This is a genomic window from Erwinia wuhanensis, from assembly GCF_030484085.1.
Taxonomy (GTDB): Bacteria; Pseudomonadota; Gammaproteobacteria; order Enterobacterales; family Enterobacteriaceae; genus Erwinia; species Erwinia aeris.
Window position 1 is genome coordinate 86118 of sequence record NZ_JAUJUH010000009.1, and the last position, 16894, is coordinate 103011.

The window sequence follows — 16894 nt, forward strand, 5'->3', positions numbered from 1 at the left end:
GCGAAACTACCCCTTCAGCCGCCCTCTTTTTGCACTGAAAGATCAGGACAAACAATCAGTAACGGCGGGCCAGAAAAAACGTGAAGGTATTTGCATCGCCGGCCGGGCCGCAACAAAATAATGCGCGCACTCCCGAGAAAGAGAAGGACGACAATGAAAACCAAACTGATCACCCGCGAAGGTTACGACAAGCTGAAAGCCGAGTTGGACTATCTCTGGCGCGAAGAGCGTCCGGAAGTGACAAAAAAAGTGACCTGGGCCGCCAGCCTGGGCGACCGCAGCGAAAACGCCGACTACCAGTACAACAAGAAACGCCTGCGTGAAATTGACCGCCGCGTGCGCTACCTGACCAAGTGTCTGGAGCAGCTGCGCATCGTGGACTATTCGCCGCAGCAGGAAGGCAAAGTGTTCTTTGGTGCCTGGGTCGAAGTGGAAAACGACGACGGGGAACTCAAGCGCTTTCGCATCGTCGGCTACGACGAGATCTTCGGCCGCAAAGACTACATTTCTATCGACTCGCCTATGGCGCGCGCGCTGCTGAAAAAAGAGGTAGGCGATCTGGCCGTGGTGCAGACGCCCGTTGGCGAGGCGGGCTGGTACGTCAACGACATCACCTACGTTAAACAATCCTAATCCTGCGGATCTGCGGCCTCCTTAAGGCCATACGCTGGCAATTGCCGTCGGCAATCCGTAGACTTGCCGCAGTTTCTCAAGCCATAAAGTAACCGACAATGAAAGATTCGCTGAGCCGCATAATTGCAAGTGAGCTGCAGGCACGGGCAGAACAGGTTGATGCCGCTGTCCGTCTGCTGGATGAAGGAAACACCGTGCCGTTTATCGCACGCTACCGTAAGGAAGCGACCGGCGGCCTGGACGATACCCAGCTGCGCCAGCTGGAAGCGCGCCTGGGCTACCTGCGCGAGCTGGAAGAGCGCCGTCAGTCGATCCTGAAATCCATTGGCGACCAGGGCAAGCTGACCGACGAGCTGGCCGAGGCTATCGGCAGCACGCTGAGCAAAACCGAGCTGGAAGACCTTTACCTGCCCTACAAGCCGAAACGCCGCACGCGTGGACAGATTGCTATCGAAGCGGGCCTGGCGCCGCTGGCCGACGCCCTGTGGCAGGATCCCTCCCACGAGCCGGAGCAGTTTGCCGCAGGCTTTGTCGATGCCGAAAAAGGCGTGGCCGACACCAAAGCCGCGCTGGACGGCGCGCGCTATATCCTGATGGAGCGCTTTGCGGAAGACGCCACGCTGCTGGCGAAAGTGCGTGACTATCTGTGGAAAAACGCCCATCTGGTATCGCGAGTGGTGGAAGGCAAGCAGGAAGAAGGCGCCAAGTTCCGCGACTATTTCGATCATCACGAACCGCTGTCTACCGTGCCTTCGCATCGCGCGCTGGCCATGTTCCGTGGCCGCAACGAGGGCGTACTCCAGCTTGCACTGAACGCCGATCCGCAGTTTGACGAGCCGCCGCGCGAAAGCCAGGGCGAACAGATCATCGCCAATCATCTCAACCTGCGCCTGAACAACGCCCCGGCGGACAGCTGGCGCAAAGCGGTGGTGAGCTGGACATGGCGCATTAAAGTGATGCTGCATCTTGAAACCGAGCTGATGGGCACGGTACGCGAACGCGCGGAAGACGAGGCGATTAACGTGTTCGCCCGTAATCTGCACGATCTGCTGATGGCCGCGCCTGCGGGTATGCGCGCCACGATGGGCCTGGATCCGGGCCTGCGCACCGGCGTGAAGGTCGCTGTGGTGGACGCCACCGGCAAGCTGGTCGCTACGGATACGGTTTATCCGCATACCGGCCAGGCCGCCAAAGCCGCCGCTGCGGTCGCCGCGCTTTGCACAAAGCATCAGGTTGAGCTGGTGGCGATCGGCAACGGCACCGCCTCGCGCGAAACCGAACGTTTTTATCTGGATGTGCAAAAGCAGTTCCCCCAGGTTAAAGGCCAGAAGGTCATCGTCAGCGAAGCGGGCGCCTCCGTCTATTCTGCTTCCGAGCTGGCCGCGCTGGAGTTTCCGGATCTGGACGTTTCGCTGCGCGGCGCCGTTTCCATTGCCCGTCGCCTGCAGGATCCGCTGTCCGAGCTGGTGAAAATCGATCCGAAATCGATCGGCGTCGGTCAGTATCAGCACGACGTCAGCCAAAGCCAGCTGGCGAAAAAGCTGGATGCGGTGGTGGAAGACTGCGTTAACGGCGTGGGCGTGGATCTGAACACCGCTTCCGTGCCGCTGCTGACCCGCGTCGCCGGCCTGAGCAAGATGATTGCGCAGAATATCGTTAACTGGCGCGACGAGAACGGCCGCTTCCGCAATCGCCAGCAGCTGCTGAAGGTCGCCCGCCTGGGGCCGAAAGCCTTTGAACAGTGCGCGGGCTTCCTGCGTATCAGCCAGGGCGATAACCCGCTGGATGCCTCAACCGTTCACCCGGAAACCTATCCGGTCGTCGAGCGCATCCTGGCCGCCACCGAGCAGGCGCTGAGCGATTTGATGGGCAACTCAACCGCGCTGCGCGATCTGCGCGCCGTGGATTTCACCGACGAGAAGTTTGGCGTGCCGACGGTCAGTGACATCCTCAAAGAGCTGGAGAAACCGGGCCGCGATCCGCGTCCCGAGTTCAAAACCGCCCAGTTTGCGGAAGGCGTGGAAACCCTGAATGACCTGCTGCCGGGCATGGTGCTGGAGGGTGCCGTCACCAACGTCACCAACTTCGGCGCTTTTGTCGATATCGGCGTGCATCAGGATGGCCTGGTGCATATCTCTTCGCTGGCCGACAAGTTCGTCGACGATCCGCATAAGGTGGTGAAAGCGGGCGATATCGTCAAAGTCAAAGTGATGGAGGTCGATCTCCAGCGCAAGCGTATCGCCTTAACCATGCGTCTTGACGAGCAGCCGGGCGAAACCAACGCTCGCCGCAGCGCCGGTCGCGACGCCGGTCGCCCTGCGCAGAATAAAGCGCGTCCGCGTCCTGCCGCACAGCCTGCGGGCAACAGCGCGATGGGTGATGCGCTGGCCGCCGCCTTCGGCAAGAAGTCCTGATCGCGGGCGCTAACGCGCCCGTTCTGCAAAAAGCGTGCGGCTCGCCCGATCCGCACGCTTAACCGGCGATTTTTTTGCGCGCCATTCGCTTTTTGGTTTCCCGTTTACTTTTCAGATAACTTCCTTCGGCGTAAATTTGTCCTACATCAACTGAAGTAATAATCATTCTCAATATAATCACCCCCGTCAATTATCACGGCAGCGTAACTTGCCAGGGTGGTGCTATGAAATTTCTTGCCAATCGCTATTACACAATCAAAGGTTTCTCTCCGGCTATCAGTCCGGGCTTCCGGCAAAAACTGCTATTGCAGGGGCTTTGTCCCGGCTCTCGCTTTCAGGTTAAGGCCGTGGCGCCGTTCGGCGGCCCTGTCAAAATCGAAAACGGCTATGCCAGCCTGGCGCTGCGCCGCAAAGATCTTTCCCTTATCCAGCTTGACTGCCTGAACTGAAAGCGAGCGAACTATGAAAACCACGACGATCGGCCTTATCGGCAACCCCAACGCCGGGAAAACGACCCTGTTTAACCAGCTGACCGGCGCCCGCCAGCGCGTCGGCAACTGGGCTGGCGTCACCGTGGAACGCAAGGAAGGTTTCTTTACCACCGCGCAGCACAAGGTGCAGCTGGTGGATCTGCCTGGCACCTATTCACTGACCACCATGTCGGAGCAAGGCTCGCTGGATGAGCAGATCGCCTGTAGCTATATTCTGAGCGGCGAGGCGGATCTGCTGATCAACGTGGTTGACGCCAGCAACCTGGCCCGCAATCTGTACCTGACGCTACAGCTGCGCGAGCTGGGCGTGCCCTGCATCGTCGCGCTGAACATGCTGGATATTGCGGAAAGTCAGCATATCCATATTGATGTGGCGCAGCTGGAAAAAGCGCTGGGCTGCCCTGTACTGCCGCTGGTGTCCACACGCGGCACGGGCATCGATCGGCTGAAGGCGGCGATTGACGACTTTGACGGTCGGGCCAGGGTATTGACCGTTGATTATCCCGAAGAAACGGAGCGCCACGTTGCCACGCTCCAGGCCGCCATGCCGGTTCAGCTGCCGCTTTCGCGTCGGCGCTGGCTGGCCCTGCAGATGCTGGAAGGCGACGTCTGGTGCCGTATTCAGGCCGGTGAGCGCGCCGCAGCGCTGGCGGCGCAAATCGGCCCGGAAGCAGCGCCGCTTGCCATCAGCCAGGCTCGCTATGCCGCGATTGAAAAGCTGTGCCAGCGCGCCAGGGGAAAACAGACGGCCATTCCGCCTCGTCTCTTCGGGCTGCTTGACGCACTGGTGCTGCATCGTTGGCTGGGTATCCCCATTTTCCTGGCGGTGATTTATCTGATGTTCTTTCTCGCCATCAACCTGGGCGGCGCGCTGCAACCGCTGTTTGAACAGGGTAGCGCGGCCATCTTTGTCGACGGCATGCAGTGGCTGGGCGCAACGCTGCACTTCCCTGGCATGCTGACGCTGTTCCTGGCGCAGGGCATCGGCGGCGGCATCAATACGGTGATGCCGCTGATCCCGCAGATTGGCCTGATGTATCTGTTTCTCTCTTTTATGGAGGATTCCGGCTATATGGCCCGCGCGGCTTTTGTCGTGGATCGGCTGATGCAGGCGCTGGGGCTGCCCGGCAAATCCTTTGTGCCGCTGATCGTCGGCTTCGGCTGCAACGTGCCTGCGGTGATGGGCACCCGCACGCTTGACGCGCCGCGCGAACGGTTGATTACGCTGCTGATGGCGCCCTTTATGTCATGCGGCGCGCGGCTGGCTATCTTTGCCATTTTCGCCTCGGCTTTCTTCGGCCAGCACGGTGCGCTGGTGGTATTCAGCCTCTATCTGCTGGGGATCCTGGCCGCGATCGTCACTGGCCTGGTGCTGAAGCACACGCTGCTGCGCGGCGAGGCGACGCCTTTTATGATGGAAATGCCTGCCTGGCACGTGCCGCATCTGAAAAGCCTGTGCCTGCAAACCTGGCAGCGGCTGAAAAGCTTTGTGCTGCGCGCCGGCAAGGTCATCGTGATCGTGAGCGTGATTATCGGCGGTCTGAACAGCTTTTCGTTCAGCGGCCAGCCCGTTTCCAGCATCAACGATTCGGCGCTGGCGACGGTAAGCCGTCAGCTGACCCCGCTGCTCGCTCCGATTGGCGTCAGCAGCGATAACTGGCAGGCTACGGTCGGGCTGCTCACCGGCGCGATGGCGAAAGAAGTGGTTATCGGCACGCTGAATACGCTTTATACCGCCGAGGCGCTGCACGAAGAAACCTTCGATCCACAGAGCTATAGCCTGCTGGCGGAGCTGAAAGGGGCGGTAACGGAAACCTGGCAAAGCGTGAAGGAAACATTCAGCCTGAGCGTGCTGCTGCATCCGCTTGATGCCAGTAAAGGCGACGGCGATATGGCAAGCGGCGCGATGGGCATGATGCACAGCAAATTTGCCAGCGATACCGCCGCCTATAGCTATCTGATTTTCGTGCTGCTTTACGTGCCTTGCGTGTCGGTGATGGGCGCGGTAGCGCGCGAAAGCAGCACCGGCTGGATGCTGTTCTCAAACTTTTGGGGGCTGAGCCTGGCCTACAGCCTGGCGGCAACGTTTTATCAGCTTGCCACCTTCACCAGCCATCCGCAGTCAAGCGCGATAGTCCTGGTCGCGGTCGCCCTGTTTAATCTGCTGCTGCTGGCGGTGATGAAAAACATCAGGCTGCCGCCAGCCCGGCTGTCGGTCAGAACCCTTGATGCCAATGGCTGCATGGGATGCAGTAAAAAAGGCAGCTGCCACTAAAGCGTCAGCCGCCGCAGGAAGTTGCGATTTCGCTTCCAGGGTCTACAGTGAACATTACGTGGCTGTAAACCAATGCGGTGGCTCACTTTATAAAAATGGAAATTATCAATAACTTAATCGATAAGATCTATGAGGGCGCTTTTCCCGCCGATACGCTGAACCAGCTGACGGAAGCCATCAGGCAGACGCAAAAAGAACTCGGCTACCAGCGTAAAGCGCACTGGGACGAAAAAGATGTGGTGCTGATTACCTACGCCGATCAGTTCCGCGAGCGCGAGGCGCCCACGCTGCGCACCTTCTCCCGCTTTTATCAGCAGCATCTCAAGTGCTTTACCCTGGTTCATCTTCTGCCTTTTTTCCCCTACTCCTCCGACGATGGCTTTTCGGTCATTGACTATCATCGGGTCAATACCATCTGCGGCGACTGGTCAGACGTGGCGGAACTGCATCAGCATACGCGGCTGATGTTCGATTTCGTCTGCAACCATATTTCTGCCCACAGCGCCTGGTTTAAGCACTATCTGGCACAGGATCCCGGCTGGGACGATTTCTTTATCAGTATGCCGCCCGGCACGGATCTCAGCGCGGTAACGCGGCCCAGAACCTCGCCGCTGCTGACGCCTTTTACGCTGGCAAACGGCGAAACCCGTTTTATCTGGACCACCTTCAGCGCCGATCAGATCGACCTGAATTTCGCCAGGCCAGAGGTGCTGCTGAGCATGGTCAGGGTGCTGCTCGACTATCTGGCAAAGGGCGCGGACTACGTGCGGCTGGATGCGGTGGGCTATATGTGGAAAACGCCCGGCACCTCGTGCATCCATCTGGAAAAAACGCACCTGCTGGTGAAGCTGTTCCGCGCTATCGCGGAGGAAGTCGCGCCCGGCACGGTGATCATTACCGAAACCAACGTGCCGCATAAAGACAATATCAGCTACTTCGGCAACGGGCGCGATGAAGCGCAGATGGTCTATCAGTTCTCGCTGCCGCCGCTGTTGCTGCACGCTATCCATTATGGCTCCTCACGCGCGCTCAAGCAGTGGGCAGCCTCGCTGGGCGTCGGCAACGGCACCACCACCTGGTTTAACTTTCTGGCCTCGCACGACGGCATCGGCCTGAATCCGCTGCGCGGCATCCTGCCGGAAACCGAAATCGTGTCGCTGGTCAGGGATCTGGCGCTTGAAGGCGCGCTGATCTCCTATAAAAACAATCCTGACGGCACCAGCAGCCCCTATGAGATCAACGTTACCTATATGGATGCGCTGAATAAAAAAGAGGACAGCGACGAGGTGCGCTTCCAGCGCTTTATGCTGGCGCATGCGGTCCTGCTGGCTTTTCCCGGCGTGCCGGCGGTTTATATTCAGAGCATTTTGGGTTCACGTAACGATATGGAAGGGGTAAAAGTAGCGGGCCACAACCGGGCCATTAACCGCGAAAAATACGCTATCGGCGAGATTGAAGCCGCGCTCAGCGATACCCACTCTTTACGCCATAAGGTGTACCATGGGCTGAGCCAGCTGATTCAGTTAAGAACGCGCCAGCCCGCTTTTCATCCCGATAACCCTGCCGAAGTGCTGGAAAGCGATAACTCACTGTTTATTTTGCGACGTCGATCGGCGCAGACGCATGAAGAGATGCTCTGTATTTATAATCTGAGCGGTAAAGAAGTTAGCTGGACGCTGCCGGACGATCGGCTCTACCGTAATATTGCCGGTAACAGCATTTTTAACAGTAATCATCCGCTGACGCTGCCGCCGTGGCACTTTCTGTGGCTGAAAAATGTGGGAGAGAAACAGCAGGCAGAATGAATTCTGCCTGCCGAAAGCTTACTTATAAACGTCTGCGGTCGCGCTGAATTTACCGTGTTCACGGCCGGCGATAATCAGATAGTATTTGCCGCCCTTCTCATCCGCCAGCTTCGACAGCACCGCTTTGGCATCCATTGGCGAAGTGGTTTCCGCCGTGGTGTGCACCGTGCCGATTTTTTCCAGGTTCATGGTTTTGACTTCTTCTCGGGTCACCTCTTTCGCCGCCAGCGCGGCAAAAGGCAGGGACAGCGCCAGAAAGGCAACGGCCATCGTTTTTAATTTCATCAGAGACACTCCCGGTTAATGTTATTGTCGTCGGCTGCCGGATGAGAATGCTGGACAGGAAGCCTGTCCACTCAGAGGTAAAGCGGTCAGCAGCCCCTGATAATTATTATCGGTAACCCGCAATTCGCCAGTTTTCTGAACAAAATTAACGCGGCAATTTCAATCCAAAATCAATCAGTTGCTTGCAGAACGCTTCGGCATGGGAAATAAAAGGCGCGTGTGCGGCCTTGTCGATGATAACCGCTTCGCTGTCGGGCCAGCGCGCATCCAGCAGCGGTGCGATTTTACGCGGCACCAGGCCGTCCAGCGCGCCGTAAATACGCAGCAGTGGCACCTGTAATGCCTGCATCGGTTCGCGCAGATCGACGGTGCGCAGAATTTCCAGCCCGCCCTGCAGCACGCTGACTTCCGGAGCAGGCAGTGAGAGCACCACGCTTTTGAGCTGGCGCGCATCCTGCCTGGCCGTTTCCGTGCCCAGCGTTTGCAGCGCCAGGAAGCGCTCGACGGTACGCTGAAAATCCTCGCTCAGCTGCTGCTGAAAATTGCTTAGCGTCTCGGGTTTGATGCCCGGCCAGTCGTCCTGCGCGGTAAAACAGGGGGAAGAAGCCACGCTGACCAGCCCGCTGACGCGTTGCGGATGCTGCAACGCCAGCGAACTCGCCACCAGGCCGCCTAACGACCAGCCCAGCCAGACGGCGCGGGCAGGCGCAAAGGGCAGCAGGTTCGCCACCATCTCCTCCACGCCCATCGCCGGAAACCCTTCGCTGCGGCCATAACCGGGCAGATCCACCAGGTGCAGACGAAAATGCGGGCTGAGTCGCGCAATGATGTTCTGCCAGACGCCCGCGTTCAGTCCCCATCCGTGGAGCATCACAAGATCGCGATCTCCCGTGCCGATTGTCTGCCAGTAAAGCTGAGCCATCTATTACTATCCTGTTTTTGTCATGGAGGACGCTATGCTAACAATGCCCGCCGCCTGTTGGCTATGCCGGATGCCGCTGACGCTGGCCCATCACGGTATATGCAGTTACTGCCAGCGCGCCCTGAAACCGCCCTGCTGCTGTCCGCGCTGTGGCTTATCTACCTTTTATCCCAATGAGGAGTGCGGCCGCTGCCAGCGTCATCCGCCCTCGTGGCAGCGGTTGATTTTCGTCGCCGACTGGCAGCCGCCGCTAAAAGAGCTGGTCAAAAAACTGAAGTTTTCGCAGCAAACAGCACTATCGGTGATGCTGGCGCGCCTGATTTTGCTAACCTGGTTAACGGCCCGTCGTGAAGGCAGGCTCCAGCGTCCCGATCTGCTGCTCTACGTTCCGCTGCATCGCAGCCGCGCCTGGCGGCGTGGTTATAATCAGCTGGACGATATGGCCCGCTATCTGGCGCGCTGGCTTGCCATTCCCTGCGCGCCGGGCGGCCTGAGCCGGAAAAAAAGGACGCGGGTTCAGCACTTTTTATCGGCCCGCGCCAGACGGCGTAATCTGCGGGGCGCCTTTAAGGTTGAAATCGAGGTGAAAGGACGGCATATCGCTTTACTGGATGACGTCGTCACCACCGGCAGCACCGTTGAAGAAATCGCCCGGCTCCTGCTGCGTGCGGGTGCGGCCAGCGTACAGGTCCTGTGCCTTTGCCGCACCTTGTAGAGCGTCGGCGATGAGCGTAAAATAAACCCACTAATTTAGTCAACTATTGAGCAATCGCCATGATCCGAATTACTGATTCTGCGCAAGAGCACTTCGCAAAACTGCTGTCAAAACAGGAAGAGGGCACCCAGATTCGCGTATTCGTTATCAATCCGGGTACGCCCGGTGCGGAATGCGGCGTTTCTTACTGCCCACCCGATGCGGTAGAAGCCACCGACACCGAGCTGAAGTTCGAGAAGCTCTCCGCCTACGTTGATGAACTGAGCGCGCCCTACCTGGAAGACGCCGAGATTGATTTCGTCACCGATAATCTGGGTTCCCAGCTGACGCTGAAGGCGCCAAACGCCAAAATGCGTAAGGTGAGCGACGACGCGCCGCTGATCGAGCGCGTGGAATATCAGCTCCAGGCCACCATTAACCCACAGCTGGCGAGCCACGGCGGCAAGGTATCGCTGATGGAAATCACCGACGACGGCTTCGCTATCCTGCAGTTCGGCGGCGGCTGTAACGGCTGTTCAATGGTTGATGTGACGCTGAAAGAAGGTATCGAGAAAGAGCTGCTGGCGACCTTCCCCGAGCTGAAAGGCGTGCGCGATCTGACCGAGCACCAGCGTGGCGAACACTCTTTCTACTAAGCGTTAGCGGCCCGATAAAGCCAACGTTGCCTTTTCCCGAATGCCAGATCCCGATCTGGCATTTTTATTCACTGTTCAAAATTCCTGCCAAACCGCCTTTGTCATCGCAACCAGTCGCGTGGTTTTATCAGATCTGTCTCGCCATTTTCTTTATGATCGTTTGGATGTATAAACTATCCCTTATGCCAGATACCGAAAATGGAGAGGAAAGAAAAATGACCGATTTGAAGGATTACCTGAAAGCTCAATTTTCAGAGGCCGAGCGCGCAGAGATCCAGCGGGTGGCTGACGAGCTAATCCTGGCAACCGGCCTACAGCTACTGCGGGAAAAACTATTGTAAGCGAACGGCGTTTTCTTTAGCCCATTTCCTTAATCGTGCACAGGCATTAGCGTAAGGCGAGGAGGTGTTAAAAGAGATCATCCTTCCCATCGTCCATTTCCCGTACCAGGCTTTTCCATAGAGCGCTTCGTCGGTGCGGTTCTCAATCATCTGGACGATCTTCCTGTTAGCGGACTGGAGGTTGAGGATTAACGTTCCGTAATCCAGATGCTGGTAATCCTGATAAAACTTTTGCGCCAGCAGGCCCAGCTGATTCCATTTATAGCCGGATTCTGGAAAATCAACGGGCTGCCCTTTTTCGCCCTGGTTGATCCATTTTATCACTAAGTTATTCCAGCCCAGCAGGTAACAAATAAGATCGCAGACGCTGATCTGGGTGCCTTTAGCATGGCCTTCCATCGTTTTGCTCAGGGTAAGTTCTGGAGGAATCACCTCAAGATAACGTTGTAGCTTAGCGAAGTTTTTATCAATTGCCGATAATAATGCCGTTCGGGTTTGTGGTACGCTCATGGAAATTCCCTCTTCGTTTTAAAATAGCCTTTATTTATATTACTTTTTTCCCTTTATCCTTTTGTCTGATTTTGTATCTCTGACAGATAAAAACATAACGAAACAATAAAACAGTAATGCCGAACTGAGATTTTCACCGGGCCAAAATTACCGATTAATGACAGAAAATAGCAAATTAGATGAGAATATTGTCATACTGTATGCGGTTAAAGAAGAAAAGCAATCTTCTGGTAGGTGGATTTCAGTGAAAGACTACAGGAGGATCTATCTGGATAACGAAGCCAGGAATTTAATAGTAGGTTCATTTATGAAAATGAAGTAGCAATGCGTAATACTTTCTATACCACTGCGATCGTTAATAACGATGAGTACAGCGTAAGATTTAACGGCTATATTATCGCTAAGCATGAGCTTTAATCTTACCTCCTTTGCGTAACGGCAAAGGAGGTAATTTACTGCCGTCGCCTACGCTTTCTTCCCAACCCTGCGCCGCCGGTCCACATCCTTCAGCAGCAGATTGACCTGCTTGTCGGCAAAGGTTTCTGTCACCGTTTTGCTGAGCTTACGACGCCAGTTGGGATACTGATCCGTGGTGCCCGGCACGTTAACCGGCTTGTCCATATCCAGCAGATCTTCCGGCTGAAGCCCCAGCAGTGCGCTGTCGGTGTCGGCAAGAAAACGGTGCATTCCCCGACTCAGCTGCGGCGTCATTTTCACCAGGGCGGCCTTTTTGCCACTGTCTTTCGGCACGCAGCCGTAGCGATGCAGCGCCTCCAGCAGCGCCTGTTTCTGCCGCGCTCTGTCTTCATAAAGACCGCGCAGCACCACCTTATCGGGATACAGACCCAGCTTCTCGCCCATCTCCAGATCGACGGCGCTCCAGAAGCCGCGCAGCGTCGGCAGGTCGTGCGTGGTGGCGCTCGCCATGGCCTGACGCGCCCACTTGTCCGGCGCGCGATAGCGATCGGGCTTTTCCTGCTCGAAATAGAGCACTTTCCAGGAGTAGATGCCGCTTTGCCGCAGCTTTGAGACGATCTCGACGGGCACCGTTCCCAAATCTTCCCCAATCACCATACATTGGTTACGCTGGCTTTCCAGCGCCAGGATCGCCATCAGATCGTCAACGGGATAGTAGACATAAGCACCGTAATTGGCGGTTTCACCGTAGGGGATCCACCACAGGCGCAGCAGCGACATCACGTGGTCGATACGCAGCGCGCCGCAGCTCATCATGTTCGCTCTGAGCAGGTCGATAAAAGGCTGGTAGCCGCGCGCGGTCATGATATGCGGATCCATCGGCGGCAGTCCCCAGTTCTGTCCCAGTGGGCCAAGGATATCCGGCGGCGCGCCTACCGATGCGTCCATACAGTACAGTTCGCGATCGCACCAGGTTTCCGCGCCGCCTTCCGCCACGCCCACCGCTAAATCGCGATAAAGTCCAATCGGCATGGCGTGCTGCTGGCTGACCTGCCAACACTCTTCAAACTGTCGGTTTGCCAGCCATTGCAGCCACAGCCAGAAACGCACTTCGTCCTCGTTGTCGCGGCAGAATTGCTGTACGGCTTCGCCATGTGCTTCCCGCAGATTTTCCGGCCACACCGGCCAGCCCCAGGCATCTTTATTTTCGCGCCGCATGGCGTCATGCAACGCGTCGAAAGCGGCCTGCCAGTAAAGGCTTTCACCGCCCTTTTCGATAAAGGCGGTGAAATGCGCCTGGCTGGCATCATCCTGCTGACGCTGGCTGAACCGCTGCCAGGCATAGCGCAGGGCCGTCATTTTCAGCTCCCCTACCGTGTCATAATCTACCCACTCGGCCTCTCTGGCCTGCTGCAGGCGACTCTGGATGGCCTTACCGCGCAGCCAGCGCTGGCCTTCTTTGCTTTCCTGAAATTCCGGGACGGCATTAACGTCGATATAGAGAACGTTGAGCCAGCGCCGCGAAGAGGGGCTATATGGGCTGGCGTTTGCCGGGCTGGCAGGATAAAGCGAGTGGACAGGATTGAGGCCGATAAACGACCCGCCGCGCTCGGCAATTTCAGTCAGCATTTGCTTCAGATCGCCAAAATCGCCAATTCCCCAGTTCTGTTCGGAGCGTAGCGTATAAAGCTGTACGCAGGCGCCCCACAACCTTTCGCCCTGGCGCAGCGGCTCCGGCTCGTAGCAGCGTTTCGGCGCAATGATAATCCGGCACGGCCAGCTTTTTTTCCCCTGACGCAGGGACAGCGTGTGATAGCCATAGGCCAGCGAGGAAGGCAGCGTGAGGGCTTCTCCGGCACTGATCTCGCCCTGATAGTCACGGCCTTTTTCGGTGGTCAGCTGCCACTGGTAGCTGCCTTTGCCGCCGATTTCCAGCGTCATTGTCCGCTTGCGCAGGAAAACCTTGCACGGCGGGATTGGGCCGGGTTTGCTGCGGTTGGTTGACATCGCTGCCAGCAGGCGCTGCCGAATGTCGGGGGAAATTTCTTCCTGCTCGCCTTTGGCGTTGATGTATTGGGCGGCGATACCTGCCGCTGCTGCTGCCTGCTCAAATTTCTTTTTATCCATTGCTGCTCCCTGTACGTTTGGCCTGCCAGATACGCTGCTGATAGTCATGAATAGAACGGTCGGAGCTGAACATGCCGCAACGCGCGGTATTAAGGATGGTCATCCTTGTCCAGGCTTCCTGGTCAAGATAGTGCTGTTCGGCGCGCTTTTGCGCTTCGCAATAGCTGGCGAAGTCGGCCAGCGCCAGCCAGTAATCACCGCCCTCGCCCAGGCTGTTAAGCAGCGGCGCAAAGGCTTGTTTATCGCCATTGCTGAAGAAGCCGTTCTCCAGCTCTTTCAGAATGGCGTTGAGATGCTTATCTTTTTTACGCAGCTTCAGTGGCGCGTAGCCTTTTTTCCGCAACGCTTTCACTTCGTCTACCGTGTGGCCGAAAATAAAGATGTTCTCTTCGCCTACCTGCTCTGCAATCTCCACGTTGGCGCCGTCCAGCGTGCCGACGGTCAGTGCGCCGTTTAGCGCCAGCTTCATATTGCCGGTGCCGGAAGCCTCATAGCCCGCCGTAGAAATCTGCTCCGAAATATCCGCGGCCGGGATCATCAGTTCCGCAGCGGTAATGCGATAGTCCGGGATAAACACGACCTTCATTTTGTCGCCGATAAGCGGATCGTTATTGATTTTCTCCGCCACTTTGTTGATGGCATAAATGATATTTTTTGCCAGGTAATAGCCCGGCGCGGCTTTAGCACCGAACAGAAAGACGCGCGGCACCCACGCCATATCGGGATCTTCACGCAGCCTTTTGTAGCAGGAGAGAATATGCAGCAGCCCAAGATGCTGACGCTTGTATTCGTGCAGCCGCTTGATTTGCACATCGAACAGCGCTTCGGGACTGACTTTGATCCCGGTCACGCGGTGAATATAGTCCGCCAGCCGCACCTTATTATCATATTTGATCTGGCGATAGCGCTGGCGGAAAGCCGCATCGTCGGCGAACGCTTCCAGCCCTTGTAACGCCTCCAGATGGTTGACCCACTCCACTTTCAGCGTGTCGTCGAGCAGCGTCGCCAGCTGTGGATTGCATTGCTTAAGCCAGCGGCGCGGCGTAATGCCGTTGGTGACGTTATGGAATTTGGTTGGCCAGAGCCGGTGGTATTCCGGGAACAGATCCTTAACCACCAGCGCCGAATGCAGCGCCGCCACGCCGTTCACCGCAAAACAGCTGACCACGCACAGGTTCGCCATGCGCAGCTGGTTGTCATGCAGCAGCGCCAGCTTTGCCCAAACCGCCTCGTCGCCCGGCCAGACTTTATCGACCTGCTTTTTAAAGCGCCTGTCGATCTCTTTGATAATCATAAAGTGGCGCGGCAGCAGCGCCCGCACCAGCCGCTGATCCCAACATTCCAGCGCTTCCGGCATCAGCGTGTGGTTGGTATAGGCGAAAGTTTTACTGACGATGGCCCAGGCGTCGTCCCACGCCAGCTGGTGCTCGTCCAGCAGCACGCGCAGCATCTCCGGAATGGCAATAGTGGGATGGGTATCGTTAAGCTGGATCACTTCGTAGTCAGGCAGTTCGGCAAGATGGCGTCCGGCAAGATGATGGCGGCGCAGAATATCCGCCACCGAGCAGGCGCACTGAAAATATTGCTGCATCAGACGCAGGCGCTTGCCTTCCTGATGGTTGTCGTTGGGATAAAGCACCTTGGTCAGCTTTGCCGCCTCGATGCCCTGCTGCTCCGCCTGAAGAAATTTGCCGTCGTTAAACAGCGTCAAATCGAAAGGATGCGCGTGGCTGGCCTGCCAGAGCCGCAGCGGCTGCGTTACGCCGTTGCGGTAGCCGACCACCGGCAGATCCCAGGCCTCGCCGCGCAGCATAAAAGCGGGCTGCCAGTCGACGCTGCCCTCGTTGTTTTTGGTGACTTTCCCGCCGAAACCGACGTTAACATCCAGCGCGCTATTGTGGCGAAACCACGGATAACGCTCGCGATGCCAGTCGTCCGGCGCCTCGATCTGGCGGCCATCGTCAAAGGACTGGCGAAACAGGCCGTACTGGTAGTTCAGCCCGTAGCCGGTGGCGGACTGCCCGACCGTCGCCATTGAATCCAGATAACAGGCGGCCAGCCGTCCCAGCCCGCCGTTGCCCAGAGCCGGATCGACCTCTTCCTCCAGCAGCTCGCTCAGGCTGCACTGGTGAGCGGCCAGCGCCGCTTTTACCTCGTCATACCATCCCAGGTTCAGCAGCGTGTTGCCGGTCAGCCTGCCAATCAGAAATTCCATGGAAATATAGTTTACGTGGCGCTGCTGCTTTGCCGGCTTTGCGGGCGCGGCAGCGGCCAACATCTCGGCCAGCGCGCCGCTGAGCGCCTGCCACCACTGGTGAGACGTCATTTCATCTGCTGAAGAAAGGCCGGTGCGCTGCCACTGGCGGGCCAACGCCGCCTCGAAACGAGCCTGATTAAATTTCTGCTGCGACATACCGCTTCCTTTTAAAAGAGTAAGAGGAACACTGGCGGAACACATACAGTTAAGACCTGAACAGTAAAAAATGCTCATGCAGGCTGATGATAAAATTAAAAAAGCCATCGACAGGGCGTCGATGGCTGGTTCGCTATCAGGCAGGGTTTAGCACAGTTCCAGATGAACCTCGTGCTGCTCGATGGTTTTCAACACGCCGGGCGGCGGCACCTCATCCGTAAAGAGATAGTCAATCAGGCTCATATTGCCCAGGTTGACCATCGCGTTACGGCCAAATTTTGAATGGTCGGCCACCAGCATCACGCAGCGCGAGTTTTCGATAATCGCCCGCTTGGTGCGCACCTCGTGATAGTCGAAGTCCAGCAGCGAGCCGTCCATATCAATACCGCTGATGCCCAGGATGCCGTAGTCCAGACGAAACTGAGAAATATAATCCAGCGTCGCCTCGCCCATGATGCCGCCGTCACGCGTGCGGACTTCGCCGCCCGCCACAATCAGGCTGAAGTCGGGCTTGCTCATCAGCAGCATCGCCACGTTAAGATTGTTGGTGACAATGCGCAGGTTGTTATGGTTCAGCAGCGCGTGCGCAACGGCTTCCGGCGTGGTGCCGATATCAATAAATAACGAAGCGCCGTCCGGGATCTGGCTGGCCACTCGCTGCGCGATGCGCGCTTTTTCCGCCGACCACATCATTTTACGATCCTGCCAGGCGGTATTTTCCGAACTGGAGGGCAGCGCCGCGCCGCCGTGATGACGCTGGATCTTATTCTGCTCCGCCAGCTCGTTCAGATCGCGACGGATGGTTTGCGGGCTGACGGTAAAGTGATCCACCAGCTCCTCGGTACTGACATAGCCCTGACGACGAACCAGATCGATAATGGCGTCGTGTCGTTGCGTCTGCTTCACAAAGC

General features: G+C 57.3%; 14 protein-coding genes. 8 read left to right on the top strand and 6 right to left on the bottom strand.

Annotation, left to right across the window (positions count from 1 at the left end; translation table 11 throughout):
* Window positions 1–153 precede the first annotated feature (153 nt).
* From greB to QZH36_RS19335, 5 genes are all read left to right on the top strand, one after another.
* Window positions 154–633: a transcription elongation factor GreB gene (gene greB, locus QZH36_RS19315; RefSeq protein WP_253457608.1), complete on the top strand. Its 480-nt coding sequence runs from the start codon at window positions 154–156 to the stop codon at window positions 631–633.
* A 98-nt stretch (window positions 634–731) separates the two neighbouring features.
* A complete protein-coding gene (locus QZH36_RS19320) occupies window positions 732–3047 on the top strand; it encodes a Tex family protein (RefSeq protein ID WP_301251846.1) in 2316 nt (771 codons plus the stop codon).
* 224 nt (window positions 3048–3271) lie between these two features.
* Window positions 3272–3496 carry a FeoA domain-containing protein gene (locus QZH36_RS19325; protein ID WP_125289886.1) on the top strand — a complete coding sequence of 75 codons (225 nt, stop codon included), beginning with the start codon at window positions 3272–3274 and terminating at the stop codon, window positions 3494–3496.
* Between the two features lie 13 nt (window positions 3497–3509).
* Entirely contained in the window at window positions 3510–5813 is a 2304-nt protein-coding gene (gene feoB / locus QZH36_RS19330; RefSeq protein ID WP_301730905.1) for a Fe(2+) transporter permease subunit FeoB, read from the top strand.
* A gap of 95 nt (window positions 5814–5908) precedes the next feature.
* Entirely contained in the window at window positions 5909–7618 is a 1710-nt protein-coding gene (locus QZH36_RS19335) for an alpha-amylase family glycosyl hydrolase (protein ID WP_301730906.1), read from the top strand.
* An 18-nt stretch (window positions 7619–7636) separates the two neighbouring features.
* On the opposite strand, the gene QZH36_RS19340 is transcribed toward QZH36_RS19335, so the two are convergent.
* Complete coding sequence (locus tag QZH36_RS19340) at window positions 7637–7906, bottom strand: YdgH/BhsA/McbA family protein (RefSeq protein WP_253461199.1); 270 nt, start codon at window positions 7904–7906, stop codon at window positions 7637–7639.
* A gap of 142 nt (window positions 7907–8048) precedes the next feature.
* Window positions 8049–8825 (bottom strand): pimeloyl-ACP methyl ester esterase BioH, encoded by a 777-nt coding sequence (gene bioH, locus QZH36_RS19345; protein WP_253457593.1) that lies wholly within the window; start codon window positions 8823–8825, stop codon window positions 8049–8051.
* Window positions 8826–8859: 34 nt separating this feature from the next.
* Here bioH and gntX point away from each other — a divergent pair, with 34 nt between their 5' ends.
* From gntX to QZH36_RS19360, 3 genes are all read left to right on the top strand, one after another.
* Window positions 8860–9540: a DNA utilization protein GntX gene (gntX, locus tag QZH36_RS19350; RefSeq protein WP_301730907.1), complete on the top strand. Its 681-nt coding sequence runs from the start codon at window positions 8860–8862 to the stop codon at window positions 9538–9540.
* Window positions 9541–9599: 59 nt separating this feature from the next.
* The gene (gene nfuA / locus QZH36_RS19355; RefSeq protein WP_125289892.1) at window positions 9600–10175 is read left to right on the top strand and encodes a Fe-S biogenesis protein NfuA; all 576 of its coding nucleotides are present in this window, start codon (window positions 9600–9602) and stop codon (window positions 10173–10175) included.
* 215 nt (window positions 10176–10390) lie between these two features.
* On the top strand, window positions 10391–10516 hold the full coding sequence (locus QZH36_RS19360) for a hypothetical protein (RefSeq protein WP_301289650.1): 126 nt from the start codon (window positions 10391–10393) through the stop codon (window positions 10514–10516).
* On the opposite strand, the gene QZH36_RS19365 is transcribed toward QZH36_RS19360, so the two are convergent.
* The 4 genes from QZH36_RS19365 to QZH36_RS19380 form a co-directional block, all read right to left on the bottom strand.
* Window positions 10508–11026, bottom strand: a complete 519-nt coding sequence (locus QZH36_RS19365) for a ClbS/DfsB family four-helix bundle protein (RefSeq protein ID WP_253457587.1) — start codon at window positions 11024–11026, stop codon at window positions 10508–10510. The genes QZH36_RS19360 and QZH36_RS19365 overlap by 9 nt on opposite strands.
* A 465-nt stretch (window positions 11027–11491) precedes the next feature.
* Window positions 11492–13570 carry a 4-alpha-glucanotransferase gene (gene malQ / locus QZH36_RS19370; protein WP_301730908.1) on the bottom strand — a complete coding sequence of 693 codons (2079 nt, stop codon included), beginning with the start codon at window positions 13568–13570 and terminating at the stop codon, window positions 11492–11494.
* Entirely contained in the window at window positions 13563–15983 is a 2421-nt protein-coding gene (gene malP / locus QZH36_RS19375; RefSeq protein ID WP_301730909.1) for a maltodextrin phosphorylase, read from the bottom strand. The genes malQ and malP overlap by 8 nt, the downstream gene beginning before the upstream one ends.
* Before the next feature lie 147 nt (window positions 15984–16130).
* On the bottom strand, window positions 16131–16889 hold the full coding sequence (locus tag QZH36_RS19380) for a DeoR/GlpR family transcriptional regulator (protein WP_253457578.1): 759 nt from the start codon (window positions 16887–16889) through the stop codon (window positions 16131–16133).
* Between the last annotated feature and the right edge of the window lie 5 nt (window positions 16890–16894).